This window comes from Nitrosospira multiformis (genome assembly GCF_003050865.1).
In the GTDB taxonomy this organism is placed as follows: Bacteria; Pseudomonadota; Gammaproteobacteria; order Burkholderiales; family Nitrosomonadaceae; genus Nitrosospira; species Nitrosospira multiformis_E.
The window spans coordinates 36,066-61,166 of record NZ_QAOK01000001.1 but is presented as its reverse complement, the minus strand read 5'-3'; the positions used below and the strand labels follow the sequence as shown (position 1 = coordinate 61,166).

Here is a 25,101-nt window from a genome sequence, read left to right as displayed (position 1 = left end):
ATCAGGAATATAAAAAGAAAAAATATAAAAATCCACACGAAAATAATGCATGGTGACATGGGGCAGGATTCAGATCACTTAAGAGTGACTGCGGAGCGATCTTTGGTCGCAGGGTCAGGGTGTCAGAGTATTTAGCCGGAGACAAGACCGGGACGACGTACATTTCTCCGCTGAACGGTAAAATTTATGAAATTTTCAGAAAACTGGCTGCGTACTTTTGTAAACCCTCCTTTATCGACGCGTGATCTTGCCCATGCACTGACGATGGCAGGACTGGAAGTCGAGAGCGTCCAGCCGGTTGCGCCAGCCTTTGACAAGGTGGTGGTAGCGGAAGTGTTGTCCGTCCAGAAACATCCCGGTGCGGATCATCTGCAGGTTTGCGAGGTGAGAACCGAAGCAGATAATGCAGGAAATAATGTGCCCCTGCAGATTGTCTGCGGCGCCACTAATGTTCGTGCCGGTATAAAAGTGCCATGCGCTCTTCCAGGAGCGCAATTGCCGGGTATGTCCATAAAGCAGACCAGGATACGCGGAGTCGAATCCACGGGAATGTTGTGTTCAGCCAAAGAACTGGGATTGGAGGATGCTTCGTCCGGTCTGTTGCTGCTTTCGCCCGATGCGCCAGTTGGAACAGATTTTCGCGCGTATTACGACCTCGAAGACAACCTTCTCGCTCTCAAGCTCACGCCGAACCGCGGCGACTGCCTGGGGTTATCCGGCATAGCAAGAGAAGTGGGGGCAATTACTTCCCAAAATCTCCAAACCGTCGAAATTAAGCCTGTGCCAGCACAGATTGCTGAAACCCTGGCAATACATGTGGACGCGGCTGCTGCCTGTCCACTCTATTGTGGTCGGGTGGTACGCGGCATTTCTCTTGATGTCGCTACGCCGCAATGGATGGTGCAGCGCCTGGAACGCAGCGGGTTGCGCGCTATCAACGCGGTGGTGGATGTAACCAATTATGTCATGCTGGAGACGGGTCAGCCCCTGCACGCTTTTGATCTTGCAAGGATCCAGGGTGGCCTCGCCGGTTCCATCCATATCAGGTTCGCCAGACCGGGGGAAAGTATCGAATTGCTGAATGGCGAGAATCTTGTGCTGCAACCCGATATGCTGGTTATTGCAGATGAGGCCAAGCCGCTGGCGCTGGCCGGTATCATGGGTGGGAATGAAAGTGGAGTCACATCTGGGACCATCGACTTGTTTCTGGAGAGCGCTTTTTTCAGCCCCGAGGTTATCGCTGGCAAATCCTTCTCGCTCGGGTTCAGCTCGGATTCGGCCTATCGGTTCGAACGGGGCGTTGATTTTGGCGCCACACGTGCAGCAATGGAGCGCGCAGCCAGCCTGGTTCTGGATATCTGTGGGGGCCGGGCCGGACCAATTACTGAACTCCGCGGGAGTTTGCCAACGCGTAATCCCATTCGCCTTGATTTGCAGCGAGTCGGACGAGTGTTGGGTGTAGAGCTGGATGAAGGCCACGTGGCAGAATTGTTGCACCGACTGCAGTTCGGTTTTCTGAATACAGACGCGGTATTTTACGTGACGCCTCCAACTTACCGATTCGATCTTGCCATAGAAGAAGACCTGATCGAGGAGTTGGCGCGTATGTACGGATACAACCGTATAGCTGCGACCATGCCGCGAGCGAAACTCGACATACTTCCTGCCCCCGAAACCCGGCGAACACGATCAAGCCTGCGACAAATTCTGGTGGCTCGGGATTACCAGGAAGTCATCAATTATGCTTTCGTCGAAACTTCATGGGAAACGGAGTTGGCGGGTAACAGGACGCCTGTCGCGTTGAAGAATCCTTTGTCCAATCAATTGGCGGTGATGCGCAGCAGCCTTCTGGGGGGGCTCATCTCTAATCTCCAGTTCAACCTCAACCGTAAACAATCCAGGATTCGCCTGTTTGAAATCGGCGGTTGTTTCCAGAAAGATGGGCAGACCTACTCGCAACAGGAAAAGCTGGCAGGACTCTGCTATGGGGACGTCGGGGAGGAGCAGTGGGGCTTGCCTGCCCGTCCGGTGGATTTCTATGATGCAAAAGCCGATGTTGAGGCGCTGTTGTGGCCCGGAGAGCTTGGCGCCACTGCCGTGCGTCATCCAGCCCTGCATCCGGGCAAGTCTGCGGAGATTTCCATAAATGGTCGTATTGGCGGTTTTCTGGGGGAGCTTCACCCCCGCTGGCAGCAGAAACTGGGTCTGGCGCGATCCGTCGTTCTATTCGAATTGAACATGGATATTCTGCTGGCGCGCACGCTGCCAAAAGCTTCCGAAATTTCCAAATATCCCCCGATCCGGCGCGACATCGCTGTGCTCGTGCCGAAGGATGTCAGCGTGCAGGCGATACTGGACAGCATGCGGAGCGAGAAATTATCCATCATTTCTGAAATTGCGCTCTTTGATGTATACCAGGGAAAAGGGGTGGAAAGCGACAAAAAAAGTCTTGCATTCCGTATGTTATTACAAGATACTGAAAAAACTTTAACTGACGCACAAGCTGATCAGGCAGTCGCAAGGCTGATAGGTATTCTTGAAAACAGGTTTGGGGCAAGACTGCGCAGTTGACCGGAAGATAGAACACGATGTTTGAGAGTAATAAAAGTGAGAGGGAGACTATGACTTTAACCAAGGCCGAGCTGGCGGATTTGCTCTTTGAAAAAGTCGGTTTCAACAAACGCGAAGCCAAGGACATGGTGGAGTCTTTTTACGAAGAAGTTCGCATTGCGCTGCAAAATGGCGACGGGGTCAAGCTATCGGGGTTCGGCAATTTCCAGTTACGCGACAAGCCCCAGCGTCCCGGCCGAAATCCCAAAACAGGTGAAGAAATTCCTATTACTGCCCGCAGGGTAGTTACTTTCCACGCAAGCCAGAAACTGAAGGCGATGGTTGAAAAGAATCAGCATGGCAAAGATAACGCCTGATACCCCGCTTACCCCTATTCCAGCCAAACGCTATTTCACGATTGGCGAAGTAAGCGAACTATGCGGTGTAAAGCCGCATGTATTGCGTTATTGGGAGCAGGAGTTTACGCAACTGAAACCAGTCAAGCGCCGGGGCAATCGGCGCTACTATCAACACCACGAAGTGCTGCTGATTCGCCGCATTCGGGAGTTGCTATATGAGCAGGGCTTTACCATCCATGGTGCCCGCGCCCGCCTGGGCCAAGGTTTCGTCAATCCCATGCCGGTTGCCTCACTTTCCTCATCTATCGATCTGGCGTCGCTACGGAGCGAGATCCAGGATGTGCTGGGGTTGCTCCGCTCCTGAGCTCTCTCTTTTTTCAATTTCATGGACTGTAAGATGTTGGTAAAGCGCTGGCTGACATTCGACTGATGTCCGTTGAGGACTATTCGCAGGTTTCTAACCTTTCGAGTTTATTGTTATAATTCGCCACGTCGGGGCGTAGCGCAGCCTGGTAGCGTACTTGCATGGGGTGCAAGTGGTCGGAGGTTCAAATCCTCTCGCCCCGACCAGTCAAGCTTATCAACAAGTACTGTCATGCGCAGTGGGGTTGAGCGCATCTATCTTCCCTATAAGCTGAAACGATCACCTTGGGCATGTTCAAATGCGCATACTGCTCAGTAACGACGATGGGTATTTTGCGCCAGGTCTCTCTTGTCTTGCGGAAGCGCTTTCCGCCATTGCGGACGTCGTAGTCGTTGCCCCGGAGCGCGACCGAAGCGGCGCCAGTAATTCGCTTACGCTGGACCGGCCTCTCAGTCTTCGCAAATCTCACAACGGGTTCTATTACGTCAATGGCACGCCGACGGACTGCGTGCATCTGGCGGTTACAGGCATGCTCGACACCCTGCCCGACATGGTCGTATCCGGAATCAACGATGGGGCCAATATGGGGGATGACACCATTTATTCCGGGACGGTAGCGGCGGCTACTGAAGGCTTTTTACTTGGTGTACCTTCCCTTGCCATTTCACTCGCCGGTTTTTCGGCCGGAAATTTTCCTACTGCCGGGCGTGTCGCAACTGAAATAGTGCGTCGCTTTGAAACAGATAAACTTCATGGACCGGTGCTGTTGAACGTTAACGTACCTGATATCCCATACGATGAGTTGCAGGGCCTGGAGGTTACGCGGCTGGGGCGCCGGCATAAAGCGGAACCCGTAGTAAAATATAAAACCCCACGCGGCGAGACAGTATATTGGGTGGGTGCGGCAGGGCCCGCGCAGGATGCCGGAGAGGGGACAGATTTTCTCGCGATTCAGCGCAACCGCGTATCGGTGACCCCCTTGCAGATCGATCTCACGCGGTATGGGCAGCTGGACGCGGTAAAGGAATGGCTGAACAGTCACGCTCTTGCCAGCATGCGGAGTTGAAGGCAGATCGGGATTGAACGTTCACCATTCCGGAATCGGCATGACTTCACAGCGCACGCGGGCGCGCATGGTTGAGCGGCTGCGCATGCAGGGTGTTACGGATGAAGCAGTGCTTGCGGCCATGATTGCCGTTCCTCGTCACATCTTTGTGGAGGAAGTACTGTCAAACCGTGCTTACGACGACGTCGCGTTGCCGATCAATTTCGAGCAGACGATTTCGAATCCGTTCACTGTGGCGAGAATGAGCCAGTTGCTGCGCGCAGGTTCCAATCCTGGCAAGGTGCTTGAGATTGGTACGGGTTCCGGCTATCAGACTGCGATACTGGCGCAGTTCTCGCGGGAGGTCTATTCGGTCGAGCGAATCGGGCCTCTGCTGACGCGCACTCGCGGACGGTTAGGAGAGTTGCGCATCAACAATGTGCGCCTGAGGCATGCTGACGGTCTGCTTGGCCTTTCCCAGGCGGCGCCGTTTGACGGAATCATTCTCACGGCTGCAACACCACACATACCTCCGGCACTACTTGAACAATTAGCCATTCGTGGCAGAATGGTATTTCCCAGGGGAACCAGTGAGCAAGTTTTGTGCGTTATCGAACGCAACTTGCAAGGTTATACTGAGACAATACTGGACGAAGTCAAGTTTGTCCAAATGATACCGGGAATCTGGCAGCGTTAGGAAACCGCAACGATATCGAGCGAGGAAAACGAGACAACAATGAGTGCTACACGAATCAGGTATATGAGTCTGAGCAGTAACCTTTCCGGCCTTGACGAAGATCTTCCTCGCACATTTTTCGCGCAGCGGCATGTTATCCCCTACTGTTGTTTGTCCCTCGCATTATGCTTACTGATTGCCGGTTGTTCATCCACGCCTCGTCAGGGGCCCATGAGTAACAAGGCCGTGCCGGACCGGCAAAAAAATGCCGTTTCAACATACTCTCAGCCTCAACGACCTGGCGTGCATATCGTTCGCAAAGGGGATACGCTCTATAGCATTGCGACCAGCAACAATATTAATCCCAGGGATCTGGCAGCGTGGAACAACCTCCCTGATCCAGGTGCAATCCGGATTGGCCAGGAAATCTTTTTATCCCCCGAGGGGCCGGTAGCGGTGCAGCCAACCCTGTTCGCCATTCAGGAGTCCGCCCCATCTTCGTCCGTAGTAGCGCCAGCATCGCCGGCACAAATCAGACAAGACAGTATGTCGATGCCGGAAGCAAGACAACCGGTCCCGGTTGGGAAACTGAAAACAGAACCAAAAGCACTCAAGCTGCCTTACTCGGAACAGGCCCTTGCACAAGTGAAAAGCCGGGCGGATACAGCTCTGCCGGTAACGGTGGTAAAGGCCGCGCCGGCTATCGAAAAAACTATGCCTCCCGAAATCAGTACGATTTCCATCTCTCCGTCGGAAGCTGTCAGAAATAATGCTCATGGCGAATGGGTATGGCCTTCCAAAGGCAGGGTATCCGACCTCTTCTCGGAAAGCACCAAAGGCATCGATATCGTTGGAATGAGAGGACAAGCGGTAACCGCGTCCGCAGGAGGGAAAGTTGTTTATAGCGGTGAGGGTCTGCGCGGGTACGGCAAACTGATCATTATCAAGCATAACGAAACCTATCTCAGCGCTTACGCACATAACAGCAAACTCCTCGTGAAGGAAGGGGAGGCGGTCATCAAAGGACAGAAAATTGCTGAGATGGGAAGCACGGACGCTGGTCTTGTCAAGCTCCATTTCGAAATTCGGAAGAATGGCAAGCCGGTCGATCCTCTGAAATATTTACCGGGTATTTCCGGGTGAATCGAGGATGAGCTCATGATGAACCAGCAAGAATACACTGACGAGGAAGAACTCTTCGAGAAGGAGGATTCACTGGAGCAGGATGATGAGGTTGCCGACACGCCTTCCAGCGCAGTAACAGACACATCCAGCGACTTTCTATTGACCGATGTTACTCAAATCTATTTCAACGAGATTGGCCATAACGCTCTGCTGACCGCGAAGGAAGAAGCGGAATTGACGCGTCGCGTCAGACAGAACGATTTTGCCGCACGGCAGAAAATGATTGAGTGTAATTTGCGACTGGTGGTGAATATAGCAAAACATTACACTAACCATGGCGTCGCCCTGCTCGATCTCATAGAAGAAGGCAACATGGGAATGATGCACGCGCTTGATAAATTCGATCCCGAACGAGGATTCCGCTTTTCGACCTATGCGACCTGGTGGATACGGCAGAATGTCGAGCGTTGTATCATGAATCAGTCGCGAACCATTCGTCTTCCGGTCCATGTCATCAAGGATTTGAACATTATATTGCAGGCTGCCCGCCACCTTGAAGCACATACAGGAAAAGAACCCAAAGCGGAGGATGTCGCCCACCTGCTGGGGCGGAGGGTCAAGGAAGTGCAAAGAATGTTGTCTTTGAACCAGAGCATGATGTCATTGGATGCGCCGCTCGATGTTGATCCATTGCTGTCAATCGGTGACGCAATTGCGGATGATCAGAGCCCTGGCCCCGACCTTATGTGGGAGCAGTCCGAGATAAAAGGTCGGGTACAGGATTGGTTAAACCGGTTAAATGATAAGCAACGCTATATCATCGAGCAGCGCTACGGGCTCAACGGTTATGAAACCCAGACCCTGGAGCAACTGGCCGCAAGTCTCGATCTTACACGCGAACGCGTGCGCCAGATTCAACTGGAAGCGCTGCAAACCTTGCGTATGATACTGAGGTGCGAGGGCGTATCGAAGGACGGCGTATTTTGAGGAACCGTTGATCAGATCTTCCGTAGCGCGCGTTGCGCCACTGGGGGATTTATCCAACGATTCCTTAAGTTTTTCAACCTTCTGGAGTCTTCAACCCCGGGCGCTCGACTCTGGTTTGATCGCTGCGGTGACAAACTTTCATTTCAAAAGTCATTTCACCCCTCTCATTCGGTTTGGACTGTTTAAACTCTTTGGTTTAAACTTTGATTACCGAACTTATGACATTCATGCTTGTCTAAAGTAAAGGGTATACTTGAGGCTTGGCTAGGGTTCGGCTTCGTTCCTAAACCATTTCCAAGTAAAGTAAGTAGTAAGTAAGACTAAGTGTAAATCCCGCTTTCGAATATAAATCAGGGCTAACTCCCGACCTCGCCTTTTGCGATGAAATTTTCACTTTCCAAGATATATCACAATCACCGCCATGTCTGAACCACAATTTTTTGCCCCCGATCCGGGGTTGTGTACAGAAGAAGAGATTTCCTATCTGGTTCATACGTTTTATGCAACGGCCAGAAAAGATCCGCTGCTCGGCCCGATCTTCGAGGCTCATGTTACTGACTGGGATGCGCATTTTGTGCAGATGATCAATTTCTGGTCGATGAAACTGCGGGGAACAAGCAGGTTTCGTGGCGCGCCCATGCCTAAGCACGTAGCCCTGCCTGGACTAAAGCCGGAATTATTCGAACGATGGCTTCAACTTTTTCACCAGACCACGAGCGAAATGGAAAATGCCGATTTACAGTTCAATGCGGATATGCTGGCGCGGCATATCGGCAGCAGGCTTTGGCTAAGGTATCAAATGGAGCGCTACCCCAACAGGCAGCTGGTGGAGCTCTGCGGAGCGTAGTCCCTGCTCTGGGAACCGCTAACGGATAGTGCAGTGCGGTCGTCCTGACGAAATCAGAAGTGGTGATTGAGTTGAAGGGAAATGATGTGTGCGTTCGTGTTGAATGAGCCGCGTACTACCTGAAGCGACGGGTTCGGGAAGGTGGGGCGCTCGATCTCCGCTCCCTTGAAGAACACATGTGAATACCCCACGTCGAGCGACGTTCGTTCGCCAAGTTTCTGGTTGAGACCCACCGCTAACCAGAAACGATCGGAGTCCGGCAGGCGTACGGATCGATCCCTGGCGTTACGCACGGGGGATTGGTCGTAGGCGAACCCGGCGTGGAGTCGAAGGCGGTCCGTATACTGATATTGCGCGCCAAGACCCACGCGGAAACTGTCTTCGAATCCCAGCCGTTCATTTGCGAGAATGGCGCCGGAAGCACGATTCGTGGCGACAATTGCCGGCACATGGCCCCAGCCCGTCCAGGTCAGGTCTGCAAGCAATCGCAATCGATCACTCATCATGTGTGAGATTGCCAGCGACGCAGTGTTTGGAAGCTCGAGAGCAACCGAAGCAGGAATGACAGTGCCAGGCGCGCTCAGTCGGCCGTCCACTTTCAAATCCACCGTCGATCTGTAAGTCAGCCCCATGCGCGTGGACGGTGAAAACCGGAACATGACGCCAAGGTTATAGCCAAAGCCTACATCATCCCCTTTCATCTTTGTTTCAACGTCTACCGGGAGGGGCAGCAGGGATGTTGCGGGCACCATGCTGCGCAGATCCGCGTCAAACTTCACGATATTCAAGCCCGCGCCAATCGAAACATCCTCGTTCAACTGCCAGGCAAAGCTCGGATTGAAGTTAATCGCCAATATTTCAGAGAATCTTCCCTGGTAACGGCCGATAAAAGTCTTGTTCCATTCCGTGGAGTTGCCAAAGGTGGGGGATACTCCCAATCCGAGGCGGAAGGCAGAACCCAGCGACATGCTCCAGTAAAAAGCGGGAATTGGCGAGAGGCCACCGGCCTGGCCGCCATTGTCGCCCAAGGGATAGCTGAGGAAAGGACTGCTGCCCGTATTCTTGAATCTCAAGGACCGGATGAGCAGGTTGCCCGCTCCGGAAACATGATGTCCGGGAGCAAGGTAGGTCATGCCGGCCGGATTGAAATAAATCGTGGATGCGTCTTGCGCGACAGCCGCGGCACCGGCATAGGCGTAGCCGTTTCCGGCCCCGTTCTGGTTTTGCAGAGCGAATCCTGCCGCGACAGCGCCATCGGCGACGAACAGGGTTCCTGTCAACAGCAAAGGCATCAATAGTAATCTGGAGGGTTGCATGACTTGGGCCTGCTAGTTCTATTGCTACCGGTTATCGATGCGTGCACACGTAATCAAGCATAGTCGATATTTCGGTTCTTGTTAAAAATTCTGCCCTGAGCATGACGAAGGAGCGCATCCTGCAGCCTGGTACCTGGGATATGTAATGACAGGTTCCATGATTTTACTGAAAGTATCGAGGGCTTCGCGCTGCTCCGGGTGAAGCGGAGGCAGCTTTGGGGAGTAACACCATTCATGGAGTCATTGTTGCGATCGAGCAATTTGCTTTCATACCTGACTTGCATGACTTGCTGCACAGGCAGTGCCTGGGTAGGTATTCCTGTTTTCGGATATACTTGCCCCCATAAATATAATTTTCCTTGCAAGTGCATTGCGAAATGAGCTGAAAACTCTGCCTCCGTTTTTATCCGTATCATCGGCTCTATTTGCGGAGATGACCAGTATGTCAGGTATCAGGATGCGCTGATCTCTTGTCAAATTTTCAGAGGAAAGCGCGGCACCGATCAAATTTTTATGTCACCACATGGGAGTGAAAACAATGAGCAATCAAAATACCGGTAGCGCCCCGTATGTTCTGCCACCTTTACCCTATGCAGATAACGCACTGGACCCCGTCATTTCGGCAAATACGCTTGGCTTTCACTACGGAAAACATCACAAGACATATGTCGACAATCTCAACAAACTGGTTGCAGGTACAGATCTGGCGGATCTGTCTCTGGAGGAGATCATCACTTCCACAGCGGGCAAGGCAGACAAGGTAGGGATTTTCAATAACGCCGCCCAGGTGTGGAACCATACCTTTTACTGGAACAGTTTGTCCCCCAAGGGCGGTGGCGAGCCACCCGCCTCGCTGAAGCAAAAAATCGAGACTGCTTTCGGCAGCGTGGAGGTGTGCAAAAAGGAACTGGCGACGGCAGCCACAACCCAGTTCGGAAGCGGATGGGCATGGCTGGTAAACGATGGCGACAAGCTGCAGGTGATAAAGACGGGTAACGCAGATCTGCCGCTCACAAAAGGAATGAAGCCACTTTTAACGATCGACGTCTGGGAACACGCCTACTACCTTGATTACCAGAACCGGCGCGCGGATTATGTCAATGCCGTGCTCGACAAGCTGATCAACTGGGGCTTTGCCGCTGACAACGATAAATAATACCGCGACCTGCTGATGTGACGAGACCAATTTCAGAACAAGTCGAAATTATCAAGCGTGGTTGCAGCGAGCTTTTGCTGGAAGACGAACTGGAGCAGAAGCTTGCCCTGAATCGTCCACTCAGAATCAAGGCTGGATTCGATCCTACAGCACCGGACTTGCATCTGGGTCATACCGTTCTGCTGAATAAAATGCGCCATTTACAGGATTTAGGGCATCACGCCCTATTCCTGATTGGCGACTTCACAGGCATGATCGGCGATCCCAGTGGCAAGAATACGACGCGTCCTCCACTTTCCCGCGAGCAGGTAGCCGAGAATGCGAAATCCTACCAGGATCAGGTGTTCCGCATCCTTAAACGTGAGCAGACTGAGGTGGTGTTCAATTCTGCATGGATGGATAAGCTGAATGCCGTCGATCTGATCAAACTGGCTGCAACTCATACGGTCGCACGTATGCTGGAGCGGGACGATTTTGGCAAGCGTTACCAAAGCAACAAGCCCATTGCCATTCATGAATTTTTATACCCGTTGATTCAAGGCTATGACTCGGTCGCGCTCCATGCAGATATCGAACTGGGAGGCACTGACCAGAAATTCAATTTGCTGATGGGACGGGAGTTGCAGAAACATTTCGGGCAAGCGTCGCAATGTGTCATCACAATGCCGCTTCTCGAAGGACTGGACGGCGTCAATAAAATGTCCAAGTCTGCCGGCAACTACATCGGAATCACCGAGAGTCCAGGGAACATGTTCGGCAAATTGATGTCTATTTCGGACGAATTGATGTGGCGGTATATTGAGTTGTTGTCATTCGAGCCGCTGCGCGTTGTTCGTCAGTGGCAGCAGGATGTAGAAAAGGGACGCAATCCTCGCGACATCAAGGTCCTGTTTGCGCAGGAGATGGTTACCCGCTTTCATAGCAGACAGGATGCCGAGGTCGCTCTCGCTGATTTCGAATCACGCTTCAGGCGGGGAGGTATCCCGGATGATCTGCCGGAAAACATACTGCAGGCTGGAAAAGAGGGGTTGCCGATAGCGCAGTTGCTCAAACAGACCGGACTCACCGCCAGCACCACTGAAGCCTTGCGCATGATCGAGCAAGGGGGTGTAAAGTTGAATGGCGAAAAGGTGAGCGACAAAACTTTCAGGTTGTCCTGTGGTCAAATGGTGGTAGTGCAGGTGGGCAAGCGGAAGTTTGCCAGAGTAACAATCTGCGAAGAAAAATAAAAATTATCAAAAACCCTTGACCGGGTATCTTGCGTCTGTATAATGCCGCCTTTCGCGTGATCGAGCAGGGTGGTGTAAAATCGAATGGCGAGAAAGTAAGCGACAAAACTTTTAAGCTGCCTTGTGGTCAGATGGTGATAGTGCAGGTAGGCAAGCGGAAGTTTGCCAGAGTAAGAATCTCCGAAGAAAAATAAAAAATGTATCAAAAACCCTTGACCGGGTATCTGGCGTCTGTATAATGCCGCCTTCGCTAGCTAACATTAGTAACAAAGTTTGTTAGCCAGCATCGCTCTTTAAAAATTTACAGCCGATAGGTGTGGGCACTTGAACGGGACATACGACTGTTTCGCCTTTCAGGCGAAACAGTCAGTTCCAAGAATAGAAGTGCTCGCACAACGTACCAAGATTCTGATCATCCCGATCACTCGGGAGAAACAGAATCGAATAACGTCAAGCGAGAGTTTTACCAGTATTGAACTGAAGAGTTTGATCCTGGCTCAGATTGAACGCTGGCGGCATGCTTTACACATGCAAGTCGAACGGCAGCACGGGGGTAACCCTGGTGGCGAGTGGCGAACGGGTGAGTAATGCATCGGAACGTATCCTTAAGTGGGGGATAACGCACCGAAAGGTGTGCTAATACCGCATAATCTCTGAGGAGAAAAGCAGGGGATCGCAAGACCTTGCGCTTTTGGAGCGGCCGATGTCTGATTAGCTAGTTGGTGAGGTAAAGGCTTACCAAGGCGTCGATCAGTAGCTGGTCTGAGAGGACGACCAGCCACACTGGGACTGAGACACGGCCCAGACTCCTACGGGAGGCAGCAGTGGGGAATTTTGGACAATGGGGGAAACCCTGATCCAGCCATGCCGCGTGAGTGAAGAAGGCCTTCGGGTTGTAAAGCTCTTTCAGCCGGAACGAAACGGTCACGGTTAATACCCGTGACTACTGACGGTACCGGAAGAAGAAGCACCGGCTAACTACGTGCCAGCAGCCGCGGTAATACGTAGGGTGCGAGCGTTAATCGGAATTACTGGGCGTAAAGCGTGCGCAGGCGGTTTTGTAAGTCAGATGTGAAATCCCCGGGCTTAACCTGGGAACTGCGTTTGAAACTACAAGGCTAGAGTGTGGCAGAGGGGGGTGGAATTCCACGTGTAGCAGTGAAATGCGTAGAGATGTGGAGGAACACCGATGGCGAAGGCAGCCCCCTGGGTTAACACTGACGCTCAGGCACGAAAGCGTGGGGAGCAAACAGGATTAGATACCCTGGTAGTCCACGCCCTAAACGATGTCAACTAGTTGTCGGGTCTTAACGGACTTGGTAACGCAGCTAACGCGTGAAGTTGACCGCCTGGGGAGTACGGTCGCAAGATTAAAACTCAAAGGAATTGACGGGGACCCGCACAAGCGGTGGATTATGTGGATTAATTCGATGCAACGCGAAAAACCTTACCTACCCTTGACATGTGCCGAATCCCGCTGAGAGGTGGGTGTGCCCGAAAGGGAACGGCAACACAGGTGCTGCATGGCTGTCGTCAGCTCGTGTCGTGAGATGTTGGGTTAAGTCCCGCAACGAGCGCAACCCTTGTCATTAATTGCCATCATTCAGTTGGGCACTTTAATGAAACTGCCGGTGACAAACCGGAGGAAGGTGGGGATGACGTCAAGTCCTCATGGCCCTTATGGGTAGGGCTTCACACGTAATACAATGGCGCGTACAGAGGGTTGCCAACCCGCGAGGGGGAGCTAATCTCAGAAAGCGCGTCGTAGTCCGGATCGGAGTCTGCAACTCGACTCCGTGAAGTCGGAATCGCTAGTAATCGCGGATCAGCATGTCGCGGTGAATACGTTCCCGGGTCTTGTACACACCGCCCGTCACACCATGGGAGTGGGTTCCACCAGAAGCAGGTAGTCTAACCGCAAGGAGGGCGCCTGCCACGGTGAGATTCATGACTGGGGTGAAGTCGTAACAAGGTAGCCGTAGGGGAACCTGCGGCTGGATCACCTCCTTTCTAGAGAAATTCCTGTTTGAGTGCCCACAACCTATCGGTTGTTTAGAAAAGCAAGGCTAGGGGGCTAAGGAAATAGGCTTGAGAACCACAAAAGGCCCATATCTTTGTTTCCAGGCTCTGTTCAGGGTCTGTAGCTCAGTTGGTTAGAGCACACGCTTGATAAGCGTGGGGTCGGTGGTTCAAGTCCACCCAGACCCACCAACTAAAAGGGGGTGTAGCTCAGATGGGAGAGCACCTGCTTTGCAAGCAGGGGGTCATCGGTTCGATCCCGTTCACCTCCACCAATCAGAAAAGCAATTACCTATTAGAAGCCAGAAGTAAACGGAAAGGTTTACTTCTGGTTTTTAACCAGCGGCTGTATTTCGGGAGCATTCAGGTTTTCGAGGTTGTTTTATTCAACCCTGAATTCTTGTATTCGGTTCCCGACGTTCTTTAACAATCTGGAAGAAGTAAATATTCCGTATCCATGGATACGTTATCCTTAAGTGGATTGCGTTTTTCAAGGAACGGAATAATGGGTTAGATTGTATCGACGTATCGCATTTTTAGTCGGATGTGATGCGAAGCAAACACCTGTAACCACCGGTTTGGAAGATGAAGAGGAGTCGGTTTTTCAACGATATCCGATTCGGTTTCTAAAGCCCTTAAGGTTATAGGATCAAGCGAATAAGTGCATGTGGTGGATGCCTTGGCGATTACAGGCGATGAAGGACGTGGAAGCCTGCGAAAAGCTTCGGGGAGCTGGCAAACAAGCTTTGATCCGGAGATGTCCGAATGGGGAAACCCGGCCCGCAAGGGTCAACCTTGGCTGAATATATAGGCCAAGCGTGGCGAACCTGGTGAACTGAAACATCTAAGTAGCCAGAGGAAAAGAAATCAACCGAGATTCCCAGAGTAGTGGCGAGCGAAATGGGAGCAGCCTCCAATTTTTAGCACTCGAACTAGTCGAACCGTCTGGAAAGTCGGGCCATAGTGGGTGATAGCCCCGTAGGCGAAAGTTTGAGTGTGGAACTAGGATTGGAACAAGTAGGGCGGGACACGTGAAATCCTGTCTGAATATGGGGGGACCATCCTCCAAGGCTAAATACTCGTAATCGACCGATAGTGAACCAGTACCGTGAGGGAAAGGCGAAAAGAACCCCGGGAGGGGAGTGAAATAGATCCTGAAACCGCATGCATACAAACAGTGGGAGCGGACTTGTTCCGTGACTGCGTACCTTTTGTATAATGGGTCAGCGACTTACATTCAGTAGCGAGCTTAACCGTATAGGGGAGGCATAGCGAAAGCGAGTCTTAATAGGGCGATCAGTTGCTGGGTGTAGACCCGAAACCAGATGATCTACTCATGGCCAGGATGAAGCGGGGGTAACACCTCGTGGAGGTCCGAACCCACTAATGTTGAAAAATTAGGGGATGAGCTGTGGGTAGGGGTGAAAGGCTAAACAAATCTGGAAATAGCTGGTTCTCTCCGAAAACTATTTAGGTAGTGCCTCACGTATCACCTTCGGGGGTAGAGCACTGTTATGGCTAGGGGGCCGTTTAGGCCTACCAAACCATGGCAAACTCCGAATACCGAAGAGTGCGAGCGTGGGAGACAGACATCGGGTGCTAACGTCCGGTGTCGAAAGGGAAACAACCCAGACCCTCAGCTAAGGTCCCAAAGACACAGTTAAGTGGTAAACGAAGTGGGAAGGCTAAAACAGTCAGGAGGTTGGCTTAGAAGCAGCCATCCTTTAAAGAAAGCGTAATAGCTCACTGATCGAGTCGTCCTGCGCGGAAGATGTAACGGGGCTCAAACTGTGCACCGAAGCTAGGGATCTACACGCAAGTGTAGATGGTAGGAGAGCGTTCCGTAGGCCTGCGAAGGTGGCTTGAGAAGGCTGCTGGAGGTATCGGAAGTGCGAATGCTGACATGAGTAGCGATAAAGGGAGTGAAAGGCTCCCTCGCCGTAAGCCCAAGGTTTCCTGCGCAACGTTCATCGGCGCAGGGTGAGTCGGCCCCTAAGGTGAGGCAGAAATGCGTAGCTGATGGGAAACTGGTTAATATTCCAGTACCTTTGTTCAATGCGATGTGGGGACGGAGAAGGTTAGCTCGGCCGGGTGTTGGATGTCCCGGTTGAAGCGTGTAGACGTGCTGCTTAGGCAAATCCGGGCGGCTTAGTTGAGGCGTGATAACGAAACACCCTTCGGGGTGCCAAGTGAGTGATACCCTGCTTCCAGGAAAAGCCACTAAGCTTCAGTTGAACGAAGACCGTACCGCAAACCGACACAGGTGGGCGGGATGAAAATTCCAAGGCGCTTGAGAGAACTCAGGAGAAGGAACTCGGCAAATTGACACCGTAACTTCGGGATAAGGTGTGCCCTCTGTACGTGTAGCGCCTCGCGCGTGAAGCGGAAGGGGGTTGCAAAAAAATGGTGGCTGCGACTGTTTAATAAAAACACAGCACTCTGCAAACACGAAAGTGGACGTATAGAGTGTGACGCCTGCCCGGTGCCGGAAGGTTAAGTGATGGGGTGCAAGCTCTTGATCGAAGCCCCGGTAAACGGCGGCCGTAACTATAACGGTCCTAAGGTAGCGAAATTCCTTGTCGGGTAAGTTCCGACCTGCACGAATGGCGTAACGATGGCCACACTGTCTCCTCCTGAGACTCAGCGAAGTTGAAATGTTTGTGAAGATGCAATCTCCCCGCGGCTAGACGGAAAGACCCCGTGCACCTTTACTGTAGCTTTACATTGGACCTTGACAACATCTGTGTAGGATAGGTGGGAGGCATTGAAGTGGGCTCGCTAGAGCTCATGGAGCCAACCTTGAAATACCACCCTGGTGTTGTTGGGGTTCTAACCTGGGTCCATTATCTGGATCGGGGACCGTGTATGGTAGGCAGTTTGACTGGGGCGGTCTCCTCCCAAAGTGTAACGGAGGAGTACGAAGGTACGCTAGGTACGGTCGGAAATCGTGCTGATAGTGCAATGGCAAAAGCGTGCTTGACTGCGAGACTGACAAGTCGAGCAGATGCGAAAGCAGGTCATAGTGATCCGGTGGTTCTGTATGGAAGGGCCATCGCTCAACGGATAAAAGGTACGCCGGGGATAACAGGCTGATTCCTCCCAAGAGTTCATATCGACGGGGGAGTTTGGCACCTCGATGTCGGCTCATCACATCCTGGGGCTGTAGCCGGTCCCAAGGGTATGGCTGTTCGCCATTTAAAGTGGTACGTGAGCTGGGTTTAAAACGTCGTGAGACAGTTTGGTCCCTATCTGCCGTGGGCGTTGGAAGTTTGAGAGGACCTGCTCCTAGTACGAGAGGACCGGAGTGGACGCACCTCTGGTGTACCGGTTATGACGCCAGTCGTATCGCCGGGTAGCTAAGTGTGGAAGAGATAACCGCTGAAAGCATCTAAGCGGGAAACTCGCCTCAAGATGAGACTTCCCGGGGGTTAAACCCCCCTAAAGGTTCGTCGAAGACTACGACGTTGATAGGTCGGGTGTGGAAGCGCAGTAATGCGTTAAGCTAACCGATACTAATTGACCGTGCGGCTTGATCCTATAACCTTAAGCAATAACAAGGTGTTTATAAGATACAATCGTCCCATTTACTTCTTCAAGATTGCGGTTTTCGATAAAAGCCAGAGCTGTCTACTGCTTTTGTCGGATACCATTAAAAGTTACGCTTGGCGGTCATAGCACTTTGGACCCACCCCTTCCCATCCCGAACAGGGTCGTGAAACGAAGTCGCGCCGATGATAGTGTGTTTTCACATGCGAAAGTAGGTCACTGCCAGGCACCTTATAGAAAAAAGCCCCGACTCTTGTGAGTCGGGGCTTTTTTGTTGTTGTGTCGGAACCAGCGTATTCTTGCATGTGCAAGTTTCCCCGTCGAATTTCAGCATTCCATGACAAGGAGATCATCAGGCGAGGATATCATCATGAAACTACAGTGTTTTTATTCCACCGATTTTTATCTCTGTTACTGGTGCTGGTGATCAGCTTCACAGCGGGGCGTGTCGCCGCGCAGTCAGAGAATGAACCCTACCGGGCAACGATAAGCAGTGATGGCGTGCAACATGTGAATATCCGGGCGGGCGACTATTTTTTCCGACCCCGACATATCATCGTCAAAGTCAACGCGCCTGTCATGCTTGTGGTTCGAGTAGAACAGGGCGTCATCCCTCACGGCTTGGTGCTCAAGGCTCCCAAAGCGAATATCTCGATCGATGAGGATCTCAGCCGCGAGTCCCAAACATTCACTTTTACCCCGACCGCGCCAGGTAAATATGCTTTCTATTGTCCAAAGAAGCTGCTCTTTTTCAAGAGCCACAGGGAGCACGGGATGGAGGGTGTTCTGGAGGTTGTTGAGTAGCCGGCCTGGATTGCGGCTTGCCCTCATGTGCTTGCCCTTTATATGGCTTCTGCACGAACTCCTGTTCCCCTCTTGTTCCAGGAAATGACATAATACCGGTCAAATCCGTAACCTGATAAGTCAAACCTGTCAGTGTATCTGCACTGGAAAGAGATCGAAACGGGAAGGTTTGATGAAAACCTGATCGCCTCGCGTCAACTGCAGTTCGCGAAAGCGCTCCCTGCTGATTTCGACTTCGATCAATTCCTTATCTTTGCCGTCATCCCGCATCAGCTGAAGGCGAACTATCGGGCCCACCGAGAGAATGTGGGACACATGCGCGGCAATTGCTCCCTCCCCATTCAAGGTATTGTCCACCTTATCCACATGGATGTCATGCGGCCGCACATAGGCCACCGCTGAGAGCTCTTCGGCCTCGGTATGCTCCGGCGCATCGATTTCGATTCCCCCTATCCAGGCGCGCCCGCGATGGAGCCGTCCATGGAAAAGATTCGCCTTGCCCAGGAACTTGTACACGAACGGGCTTGCCGGGTGCTCGTATACCTCATCCGGCGTACCGATCTGCTCGATGCGACCTTCGTTCATGACTACGACCCGATCCGCGACCTCCAATGCCTCTTCCTGATCATGGGTGACGAACACACTCGTAATGTGCATCTCATCGTGAAGTCTTCTAAGCCATGAACGTAATTCCTTGCGCACCTTGGCGTCCAGCGCGCCGAATGGTTCATCCAGCAGCAGAACCTTGGGTTCCACAGCCAATGCTCGTGCCAGGGCGATTCTCTGGCGTTGCCCTCCCGAGAGTTGATGCGGGTAGCGGTCTGCCAGCCAGTCCAGTTGCACCAGTTTCAGCAACTCATGTACGCGTTGCTGAATCTCTGCTGTGGAAGGTCGGAATCTTTTCGGACGTACACGCAGACCGAAGGCTACGTTTTCGAAAATGGTCATGTTCCGGAACAGAGCGTAGTGCTGGAATACAAAGCCAACCTGTCGCTCACGGACGTGCTGATCCGTTCCGTCTTCGCCCTGGAACAGGACCTGGCCGGTATCCGTTGTTTCCAGTCCCGCAATGACACGCAGCAGGGTCGTTTTCCCTGATCCTGAAGGGCCGAGCAGCGCGAGCAGTTCACCGGACTTTACTTCCAGGCTGACGTCGCGCAGCGCGGAAAACGTCCCGAATTGTTTGGAAAGATTACGGATTTCTATGCTCATTCCTGTATTCCTGCGGTTTCCGGTTTTTCCCGGGTTTTTGATTCAACGATAGTCTTCAATGCCAATGTGACCAGGGCGAGCAGTGCGAGCAGCGACGCCACGGCAAAGGCGGCCGTGAAGTTATATTCGTTATAAAGAATCTCGACATGCAGCGGCAGGGTATTGGTGCTTCCCCGGATATGCCCGGATACAACCGATACTGCACCAAACTCTCCCATTGCGCGCGCATTACAAAGGATGACGCCATAAAGCAGGCCCCATTTAATATTGGGAAGCGTTACACGGAAGAATATCTGCCAGCCGTTCGCCCCGAGTACTACGGCCGCTTCTTCCTCTTCGGCCCCCTGGGACTGCATCAGGGGAATCAGTTCGCGGGCGATAAAAGGAACCGTAACGAATAGGGTCGCCAGTACGATGCCGGGCACCGCAAAGATAATCTTGATGTCGTGTTCCTCCAGCCACGGCCCCAGCCAACCCTGCAAGCCGAAAATAAGCACATAGATGAGTCCGGACACGACAGGTGAAACTGAAAAAGGCAAATCGATGAGCGTGACCAGTAGGTTTTTGCCGCGGAACTCAAACTTGGCAACCGCCCATGCTGCCGCTACGCCGAATACCAGATTAAGCGGAACTGCAATGGCGGCTGCGGTCAGGGTAAGCTGAATGGCGGACACCGCATCCGGCTCGGTGATTGCGGCAATGTAAACATCCCAGCCTTTCCTGAGCGCTTCGTAGAAAACCGATATCAGTGGTACGAAGAGAAAGAGTGTAAGAAAGGCCAGCGCAAGCCCGGTCAGGGACCGCCGCACCCACGCGGATTCCTCGACAGGCCGCACGTGGCCTGAAGGGACGGACAACGGAGGAGCAATAGCAGTCATCAGGATATCCTCATGCTCATACTGACGATGAACTCCGGCTGCGGCTCCACCATTGCAGCAGGTTGATGATCAGGAGCAACACGAAAGAAATCACGAGCATGACCACGGCGAGCGCTGTAGCACCTGCATAGTCGTACTGCTCGAGCTTGGTAATGATCAGGAGCGGCGTGATTTCGGAAATCATCGGCATGTTGCCCGCAATAAAAATAACGGACCCGTATTCCCCGATCGCACGGGCAAAGGCAAGCGCAAAGCCGGTTATCAATGCCGGAAAAATTGCGGGAAAAATGACTCGCAGGAATGTCTGCAAGCGATTCGCGCCGAGCGTAGTCGCTGCTTCTTCCAGTTCAGGTTCAAGGTCTTCCAGCACAGGCTGCACCGTTCGCACTACAAATGGCAATCCGATAAACGTCAGCGCCACGAAGACCCCTGCCGGTGTAAAGGCGACCTTGAGGCCAAGAGGCTCCAGATACTGGCCGAGCCATCCGTTCCCCGCATAGAGCGCTGTCAGGGCAATACCGGCTACCGCGGTGGGCAGGGCAAATGGAAGATCTACCAGCGCATCGATCAGCTTCTTTCCTGGAAAGTGATAGCGCACTAGCACCCACGCAACCAGGAGCCCGAATATCGCATTGAGCAGTGCCGCTGCGAATGAGGCGCCAAATGTTAATCGGTAAGAAGCCAGTACCCTTGGTGTCGTCACCACATCCCAGAATTCGGGCAAGGTGAGCTCTGCAGTGCGAACAAATGCCGCCGAGATTGGAATCAGAACAATCAGGCTCAGATAAAGCAACGTAAATCCAAGTGCCAGATTGAATCCGGGCAGAACGCTGTGTTGCCTGAACGTGCTCATTTTCAGATCCCCGCCGCGTCGATATAGTGCTGCAGCGTCCTGATGCGCCGGGAAGAAGCCTCCGCGCTCCGGTACCCTGTCGTTGTAGCAGGGATGAGCAAGTCAAACTCAATCGCCTGCGCTGGCATGCCGAGAAAGCGCCCTTGGAGAAGATCAGCACCTGCACGCACAGCCCCTGTCAATTGCCGCGCTGTTTCGATCTCACGGAACAAAACCTGCGCGTCAAAGCGATGAATGACATCCACCAGCGGCCCTGCGTCTCCCAACCTTTGAAGAACCGAGGCTTCCAACCGCACTACGTCCGGATACAGCGGATACAGACTGGCAAGTTCCGCTACCCAATCGTCGCCGGCATCGTTGTGATTGATCGCTATGCGATAGCCGTGCGAACGGTAATTGCTGATCACGTGTTTGAGCAGCTTCCAGTTGCGATTCACCTCAGCTGGAATCTCGATTATCACCCGGGAAGTCTCCACGCCGATGATATCGAGGATTCTTTTGAACGCTTGGCCATGGTCGTCTTTAACGCTCTCCAGCAGGCGTGGCTGTACGGTGGCTGAAAGATTACCCTCATGAGAGCGCCCGCTGAAGTAATTAAGCACGTGCACTGCGCGGCACAGCCGGTCAAAACGTACCAATGGGGCGTCTCCTTCCCCGAGAGAGAGGACTTTCCAGGGTGATAATGGATTTTCCTCATTCATGACAGAACGGATATAAGCTGCATGTCCTGCCACACTGCGTGTTTTTGCATCGAATACCGGCTGAAATACGCTTGACAGCGAGCAGTTGAAAAAATGTCCCATGATGAAACCATTCTCCGCTCGCGTCACCGCATAATCGGTTGCTTCCTGGATGCGCGCCAATTCATCCTTTTTCTGTGATGAAGAAATGCTCACTTTCCATCTCCTTTCAAAATTTCCTGGACGTCAATTCCTGGACGTCAGCAGGATGTTTTTTCCGGTTTTCAGTGCAGGCAGTACAGTCTGTGTTGTTATTTCTGATAAATCTGATCAAAAGTGCCGCCATCGGCAAAATGAAGCTTGTGCGCGTTCTTCCAGCTACCAAACGCATCGTCGATCTTGAACAGCTTGATGTCGGGAAACTGGCTTGCATATTTCGCCGCAATTGCGGCATTGGTGGGGCGATAGAAATTCTTCGCGGCAATCTCCTGGCCTGTGTCGGAATAGAGATATTGGAGATAGGCTTCCGCGACGGGACGCGTACCCTTCTTGTCGACGACCTTGTCTACCACCGCGACCGACGGCTCGGCAAGAATGCTGATGGATGGTGCGACAATTTCAAATTTGTCGGGTCCGAGCTCTCTGATGGCGAGGAATGCTTCGTTTTCCCAGGAAATGAAGACATCACCGATACCGCGCTCCACAAACGTCGTGGTTGAGCCGCGCGCGCCCGAGTCCAGCACAGGTACATTTCGGTAGAGCTTCGCTACGAACTCCTTCGCCCTGGCGTCGTCGCCGTACGTTCGCTTCCCATATTCCCACGCGGCGAGGTAATTCCAGCGGGCGCCCCCGGAGGTTTTCGGATTGGGGGTGATTACGGCAACGCCGGGCTTGACCAGGTCGTCCCAGTCCTTGATGTTCCTGGGATTGCCCTTGCGTACCAGCAGTATGATGGTCGAGGTGTAAGGCGTGCTGTTGTGCGGCAAGTGCTTTTGCCACTCTGTCGGCAGCAGTCTGGCTTTTTCCGCGATTTCATCGATGTCCTTCGCCAGGGCAAGCGTCACGACATCAGCATCAAGCCCGTCGATGACAGAGCGCGCCTGCTTCCCCGAGCCGCCATGGGACTGTTTTACGGCTACTTTTTCTCCCGTCTTGCCCTCCCAATGCTTCGCAAATGCCGAATTGAACTGCTGATACAGCTCGCGGGTCGGGTCATAGGACACATTCAATAATGTTTTATCTCCCCATGCATTACCTCCCACCAGGAGGATTGTGGCAAGGCTAGTCGTTATCCATGTTTTCATTTTCGTACTCTTCCTTCAGGCAAAGTGAAGCCAATAAGTGAAATCAATAAGTGTCAAATAATTAAAATGCGCTCAATACAACTTCAACGTAAAAAAAGTCCGAACTTCCCGGGCTTCTGCCCAGCGCCGCTATTTGCCGACTGCGCACAAACTTCCCGCTCGTGAAATGCGAGTAACCGATGGTCGTGTCGATGTGCTTTGCCAGCTTGTAGCGTGCCCGGATATCGAAATTGTGTCCGATAAAATCACCGCTGCTTCCCGTAGCATCGCGGTTGGAAAAACCGCCTCCATTAGTTCCGCTGCCTCTGAAGAGGTTATTGAGGCGATCGGTATCGCTAGCCAGCCAGTACCAGCTGTAGCCCCCATCGATACGCAGATCCTTGACCGGCTGGAACTCGAGCTTTACTTTCGGAGATTTGATATTCTCGAAAACGATGTAATCATCCGCCGACCAGGGCCGCGCGAAACCGAAGAACCGCTCAAAGCGGTTATTTACGTTGTCATTGGGATTGCGATCGCCGCTGGCATAACCGTAAAAGGCGCTGATACGCGGTTTCCACGCGTGTTTGAGCGTATAGCCCAGCTCGGTAATGTATGCATGGGCCTGATGTTCCTGCGTCCCATTCCGGCCAAACTGGTAGATCAGGTTGAAATCGAAATCCAGGCCGGTATCGCCTATCTTGCCGTATCCCCGCAGGCCGGGAGAATGAATATGACGGTCGATTTCGCCCGTCTTGCTGCCGTCCTGCGTCAATCCCATGTAATAAGGCTGGAGCGTGATAAAGTCTGACCATTTGCGCCAGTGACCGATACCGCCATAGAACCATTGGTTCTCGATACGCTCGTCAAATTCCGTCAGCAGCCGCTGGACAGGCTGGTAGGCCCATAAGTCCCCCTCCCAATCGTTGACTTCCTGCCCCAGGTTGATGCGAAAACCTTCGAAGGTATTGGTCGTATTGCGCCATTCATTGCGGCCGATCAGACGCCGGTCCAGAGCCTCATAGGCCATGCGGCCCGCGCGCAACCTGAGCGGCCGCTGCTGTTTCAGGTCGTCCTGACCCAGTGCGCCCTTGAAATACAATTCGGCGTAAGCCTGGATGAGGTCATGCTCATTGAAATCACGGTCATCAGGTGGAAAATGGCCGTTGTAGCGGCGGGAATCCTGGAATTCCACGGCGCCGCGCAGCGGATCGAATATTTCGCGGATACCGAAGTAGGCGCGGGAGCGCAGCAGAAAGGGCTGGTCCAGCCTGAGTTCGGTGCGCCGTATATCGTTGCTGCGGAATTCGTAGCGGGTACGATGATCAATGCCCACCTCCAGCCAGTAGATGTCCTTGAAAGCTTCAATGCCGGTTTTGCTCAGGGTGCGCACATAGCGCGGCGGATCGGATTCGGGTTGGGTCGAGTAGCTGCTGGAAGGCCTGAAATAGCCCGTCGATTTTTTTTCCTCCTTTGTTGCCGCTGCCACTGTTTTTCCAGCCGATGTGTTTCCATCTGATTTGCTGCTTGCTCCCGGGGGATCGGCCTTCCCTTTTCCTTCAACAGGGGCAGCGCCGTTCTGAGCAAGCCTGTTTTCCTGTTCGGTCATTTTGAATTTTTCGGTGTCAATCGCGTTTGCATCTGCCTGAACCCCGCTCCAAGGCAGTACCGTGAGAGCAAACGCAATGGCTGTTCCCAGATAAAACTTCATTCCTCTCTCCTGTATCGCCCTTCCGGTTGCCCGGTCAGGTAGCGATATAATCTGTTTTATTGGGCCTCCAGTCATTTGGTCGGCTTTCGTGCCTGCGGCTTTCCGGTTTTGCATTATTCCCTTCACTTTCTCTGGCCAGCCTCGATACGCCTCACCCGGATTTTTTCCCGGCACTCTATCTGGGTAATCTTGCCGTCATGAATTACCACCTCCACCGAGCCATACTCGATGCTTGCAATGGCATACAGAATCCGTTGTTTAACGTCCACAGGTATCCGCTTGCCCGATTGTCCGGGCCCATAATGCTTTTCTTCCAGATCAATAATTTCGGTGCTGGCCGACATGGTCTAAACAGTTGCAGAGTTTGTGGAAGCGACACGTTATCAGTGAGTTTTTATAATTCAAACTAATATCATTTGATTTGCTTATCTGTTTTTTGCATATATAGCGTTACTGAGGGT

The 25,101-nt window shown here is 52.7% G+C and carries 20 protein-coding genes, 3 tRNA genes and 3 rRNA genes; 18 read left to right on the top strand and 8 right to left on the bottom strand.

What is annotated here, in order from left to right; genetic code table 11:
- Positions 1-186: 186 nt before the first annotated feature.
- From pheT to C8R21_RS00220, 9 genes are all read left to right on the top strand, one after another.
- Positions 187-2,571 carry a phenylalanine--tRNA ligase subunit beta gene (pheT, locus tag C8R21_RS00260; RefSeq protein WP_107760867.1) on the top strand — a complete coding sequence of 795 codons (2,385 nt, stop codon included), beginning with the start codon at positions 187-189 and terminating at the stop codon, positions 2,569-2,571.
- Positions 2,572-2,621: 50 nt separating this feature from the next.
- Complete coding sequence (locus tag C8R21_RS00255; protein ID WP_011379855.1) at positions 2,622-2,927, top strand: integration host factor subunit alpha; 306 nt, start codon at positions 2,622-2,624, stop codon at positions 2,925-2,927.
- Positions 2,908-3,273 carry a MerR family transcriptional regulator gene (locus C8R21_RS00250; RefSeq protein WP_107760865.1) on the top strand — a complete coding sequence of 122 codons (366 nt, stop codon included), beginning with the start codon at positions 2,908-2,910 and terminating at the stop codon, positions 3,271-3,273. Before C8R21_RS00255 ends, C8R21_RS00250 begins: the two co-directional genes overlap by 20 nt.
- Before the next feature lie 129 nt (positions 3,274-3,402).
- Positions 3,403-3,479: transfer RNA gene (locus tag C8R21_RS00245), tRNA-Pro, on the top strand.
- Positions 3,480-3,571: 92 nt separating this feature from the next.
- Positions 3,572-4,339: a 5'/3'-nucleotidase SurE gene (gene surE / locus C8R21_RS00240; RefSeq protein WP_107760863.1), complete on the top strand. Its 768-nt coding sequence runs from the start codon at positions 3,572-3,574 to the stop codon at positions 4,337-4,339.
- Positions 4,340-4,352: 13 nt separating this feature from the next.
- Complete coding sequence (locus C8R21_RS00235) at positions 4,353-5,015, top strand: protein-L-isoaspartate(D-aspartate) O-methyltransferase (RefSeq protein WP_107760862.1); 663 nt, start codon at positions 4,353-4,355, stop codon at positions 5,013-5,015.
- 210 nt (positions 5,016-5,225) lie between these two features.
- Positions 5,226-6,137: a peptidoglycan DD-metalloendopeptidase family protein gene (locus tag C8R21_RS00230; RefSeq protein ID WP_258192169.1), complete on the top strand. Its 912-nt coding sequence runs from the start codon at positions 5,226-5,228 to the stop codon at positions 6,135-6,137.
- Positions 6,138-6,155: 18 nt separating this feature from the next.
- Positions 6,156-7,106, top strand: coding sequence for an RNA polymerase sigma factor RpoS (gene rpoS / locus C8R21_RS00225; protein WP_375135984.1), 951 nt, complete (start codon positions 6,156-6,158; stop codon positions 7,104-7,106).
- Between the two features lie 421 nt (positions 7,107-7,527).
- Positions 7,528-7,953, top strand: a complete 426-nt coding sequence (locus C8R21_RS00220; protein ID WP_074972422.1) for a group III truncated hemoglobin — start codon at positions 7,528-7,530, stop codon at positions 7,951-7,953.
- A gap of 53 nt (positions 7,954-8,006) precedes the next feature.
- On the opposite strand, the gene C8R21_RS00215 is transcribed toward C8R21_RS00220, so the two are convergent.
- Positions 8,007-9,269: an OmpP1/FadL family transporter gene (locus C8R21_RS00215; protein WP_107760856.1), complete on the bottom strand. Its 1,263-nt coding sequence runs from the start codon at positions 9,267-9,269 to the stop codon at positions 8,007-8,009.
- Positions 9,270-9,807: 538 nt separating this feature from the next.
- Here C8R21_RS00215 and C8R21_RS00205 point away from each other — a divergent pair.
- The 9 genes from C8R21_RS00205 to C8R21_RS00165 all read left to right on the top strand — a co-directional run bounded on the left by C8R21_RS00205 (position 9,808) and on the right by C8R21_RS00165 (position 18,023).
- A complete protein-coding gene (locus C8R21_RS00205) occupies positions 9,808-10,425 on the top strand; it encodes a superoxide dismutase (RefSeq protein WP_107760852.1) in 618 nt (205 codons plus the stop codon).
- Positions 10,426-10,442: 17 nt separating this feature from the next.
- Positions 10,443-11,654 carry a tyrosine--tRNA ligase gene (gene tyrS, locus C8R21_RS00200; protein WP_107760849.1) on the top strand — a complete coding sequence of 404 codons (1,212 nt, stop codon included), beginning with the start codon at positions 10,443-10,445 and terminating at the stop codon, positions 11,652-11,654.
- 29 nt (positions 11,655-11,683) lie between these two features.
- Positions 11,684-11,848: a hypothetical protein gene (locus C8R21_RS16025; protein ID WP_258192168.1), complete on the top strand. Its 165-nt coding sequence runs from the start codon at positions 11,684-11,686 to the stop codon at positions 11,846-11,848.
- Between the two features lie 280 nt (positions 11,849-12,128).
- Positions 12,129-13,664, top strand: a 16S ribosomal RNA gene (locus C8R21_RS00190).
- A 124-nt stretch (positions 13,665-13,788) separates the two neighbouring features.
- Positions 13,789-13,865: transfer RNA gene (locus tag C8R21_RS00185), tRNA-Ile, on the top strand.
- A 7-nt stretch (positions 13,866-13,872) separates the two neighbouring features.
- Positions 13,873-13,948, top strand: a tRNA-Ala gene (locus C8R21_RS00180).
- A gap of 372 nt (positions 13,949-14,320) precedes the next feature.
- A 23S ribosomal RNA gene (locus tag C8R21_RS00175) occupies positions 14,321-17,210 on the top strand.
- Between the two features lie 124 nt (positions 17,211-17,334).
- Positions 17,335-17,447, top strand: a 5S ribosomal RNA gene (gene rrf, locus C8R21_RS00170).
- The 16S, 23S and 5S rRNA genes sit together here with 2 tRNA genes alongside, the layout of an rRNA operon.
- 153 nt (positions 17,448-17,600) lie before the next feature.
- Positions 17,601-18,023 (top strand): quinol oxidase, encoded by a 423-nt coding sequence (locus C8R21_RS00165; RefSeq protein WP_219906582.1) that lies wholly within the window; start codon positions 17,601-17,603, stop codon positions 18,021-18,023.
- A gap of 129 nt (positions 18,024-18,152) precedes the next feature.
- Here the strand turns inward: C8R21_RS00165 and C8R21_RS00160 are convergent, their stop codons facing one another.
- From C8R21_RS00160 to C8R21_RS00130, 7 genes are all read right to left on the bottom strand, one after another.
- Entirely contained in the window at positions 18,153-19,235 is a 1,083-nt protein-coding gene (locus C8R21_RS00160; protein WP_107760847.1) for a sulfate/molybdate ABC transporter ATP-binding protein, read from the bottom strand.
- Positions 19,232-20,113: a sulfate ABC transporter permease subunit CysW gene (cysW, locus tag C8R21_RS00155; RefSeq protein ID WP_107760845.1), complete on the bottom strand. Its 882-nt coding sequence runs from the start codon at positions 20,111-20,113 to the stop codon at positions 19,232-19,234. Before cysW ends, C8R21_RS00160 begins: the two co-directional genes overlap by 4 nt.
- Positions 20,114-20,129: 16 nt before the next feature.
- Entirely contained in the window at positions 20,130-20,966 is an 837-nt protein-coding gene (cysT, locus tag C8R21_RS00150; protein WP_107760843.1) for a sulfate ABC transporter permease subunit CysT, read from the bottom strand.
- Positions 20,967-20,968: 2 nt separating this feature from the next.
- Positions 20,969-21,862 carry an EAL domain-containing protein gene (locus tag C8R21_RS00145; RefSeq protein WP_107760841.1) on the bottom strand — a complete coding sequence of 298 codons (894 nt, stop codon included), beginning with the start codon at positions 21,860-21,862 and terminating at the stop codon, positions 20,969-20,971.
- A 95-nt stretch (positions 21,863-21,957) separates the two neighbouring features.
- Positions 21,958-22,950 (bottom strand): sulfate ABC transporter substrate-binding protein, encoded by a 993-nt coding sequence (locus C8R21_RS00140; RefSeq protein WP_107760839.1) that lies wholly within the window; start codon positions 22,948-22,950, stop codon positions 21,958-21,960.
- Positions 22,951-23,011: 61 nt separating this feature from the next.
- On the bottom strand, positions 23,012-24,640 hold the full coding sequence (locus tag C8R21_RS00135; protein WP_258192167.1) for an alginate export family protein: 1,629 nt from the start codon (positions 24,638-24,640) through the stop codon (positions 23,012-23,014).
- Positions 24,641-24,762: 122 nt separating this feature from the next.
- A complete protein-coding gene (locus C8R21_RS00130) occupies positions 24,763-24,984 on the bottom strand; it encodes a YezD family protein (RefSeq protein ID WP_107760835.1) in 222 nt (73 codons plus the stop codon).
- Positions 24,985-25,101: the final 117 nt, after the last annotated feature.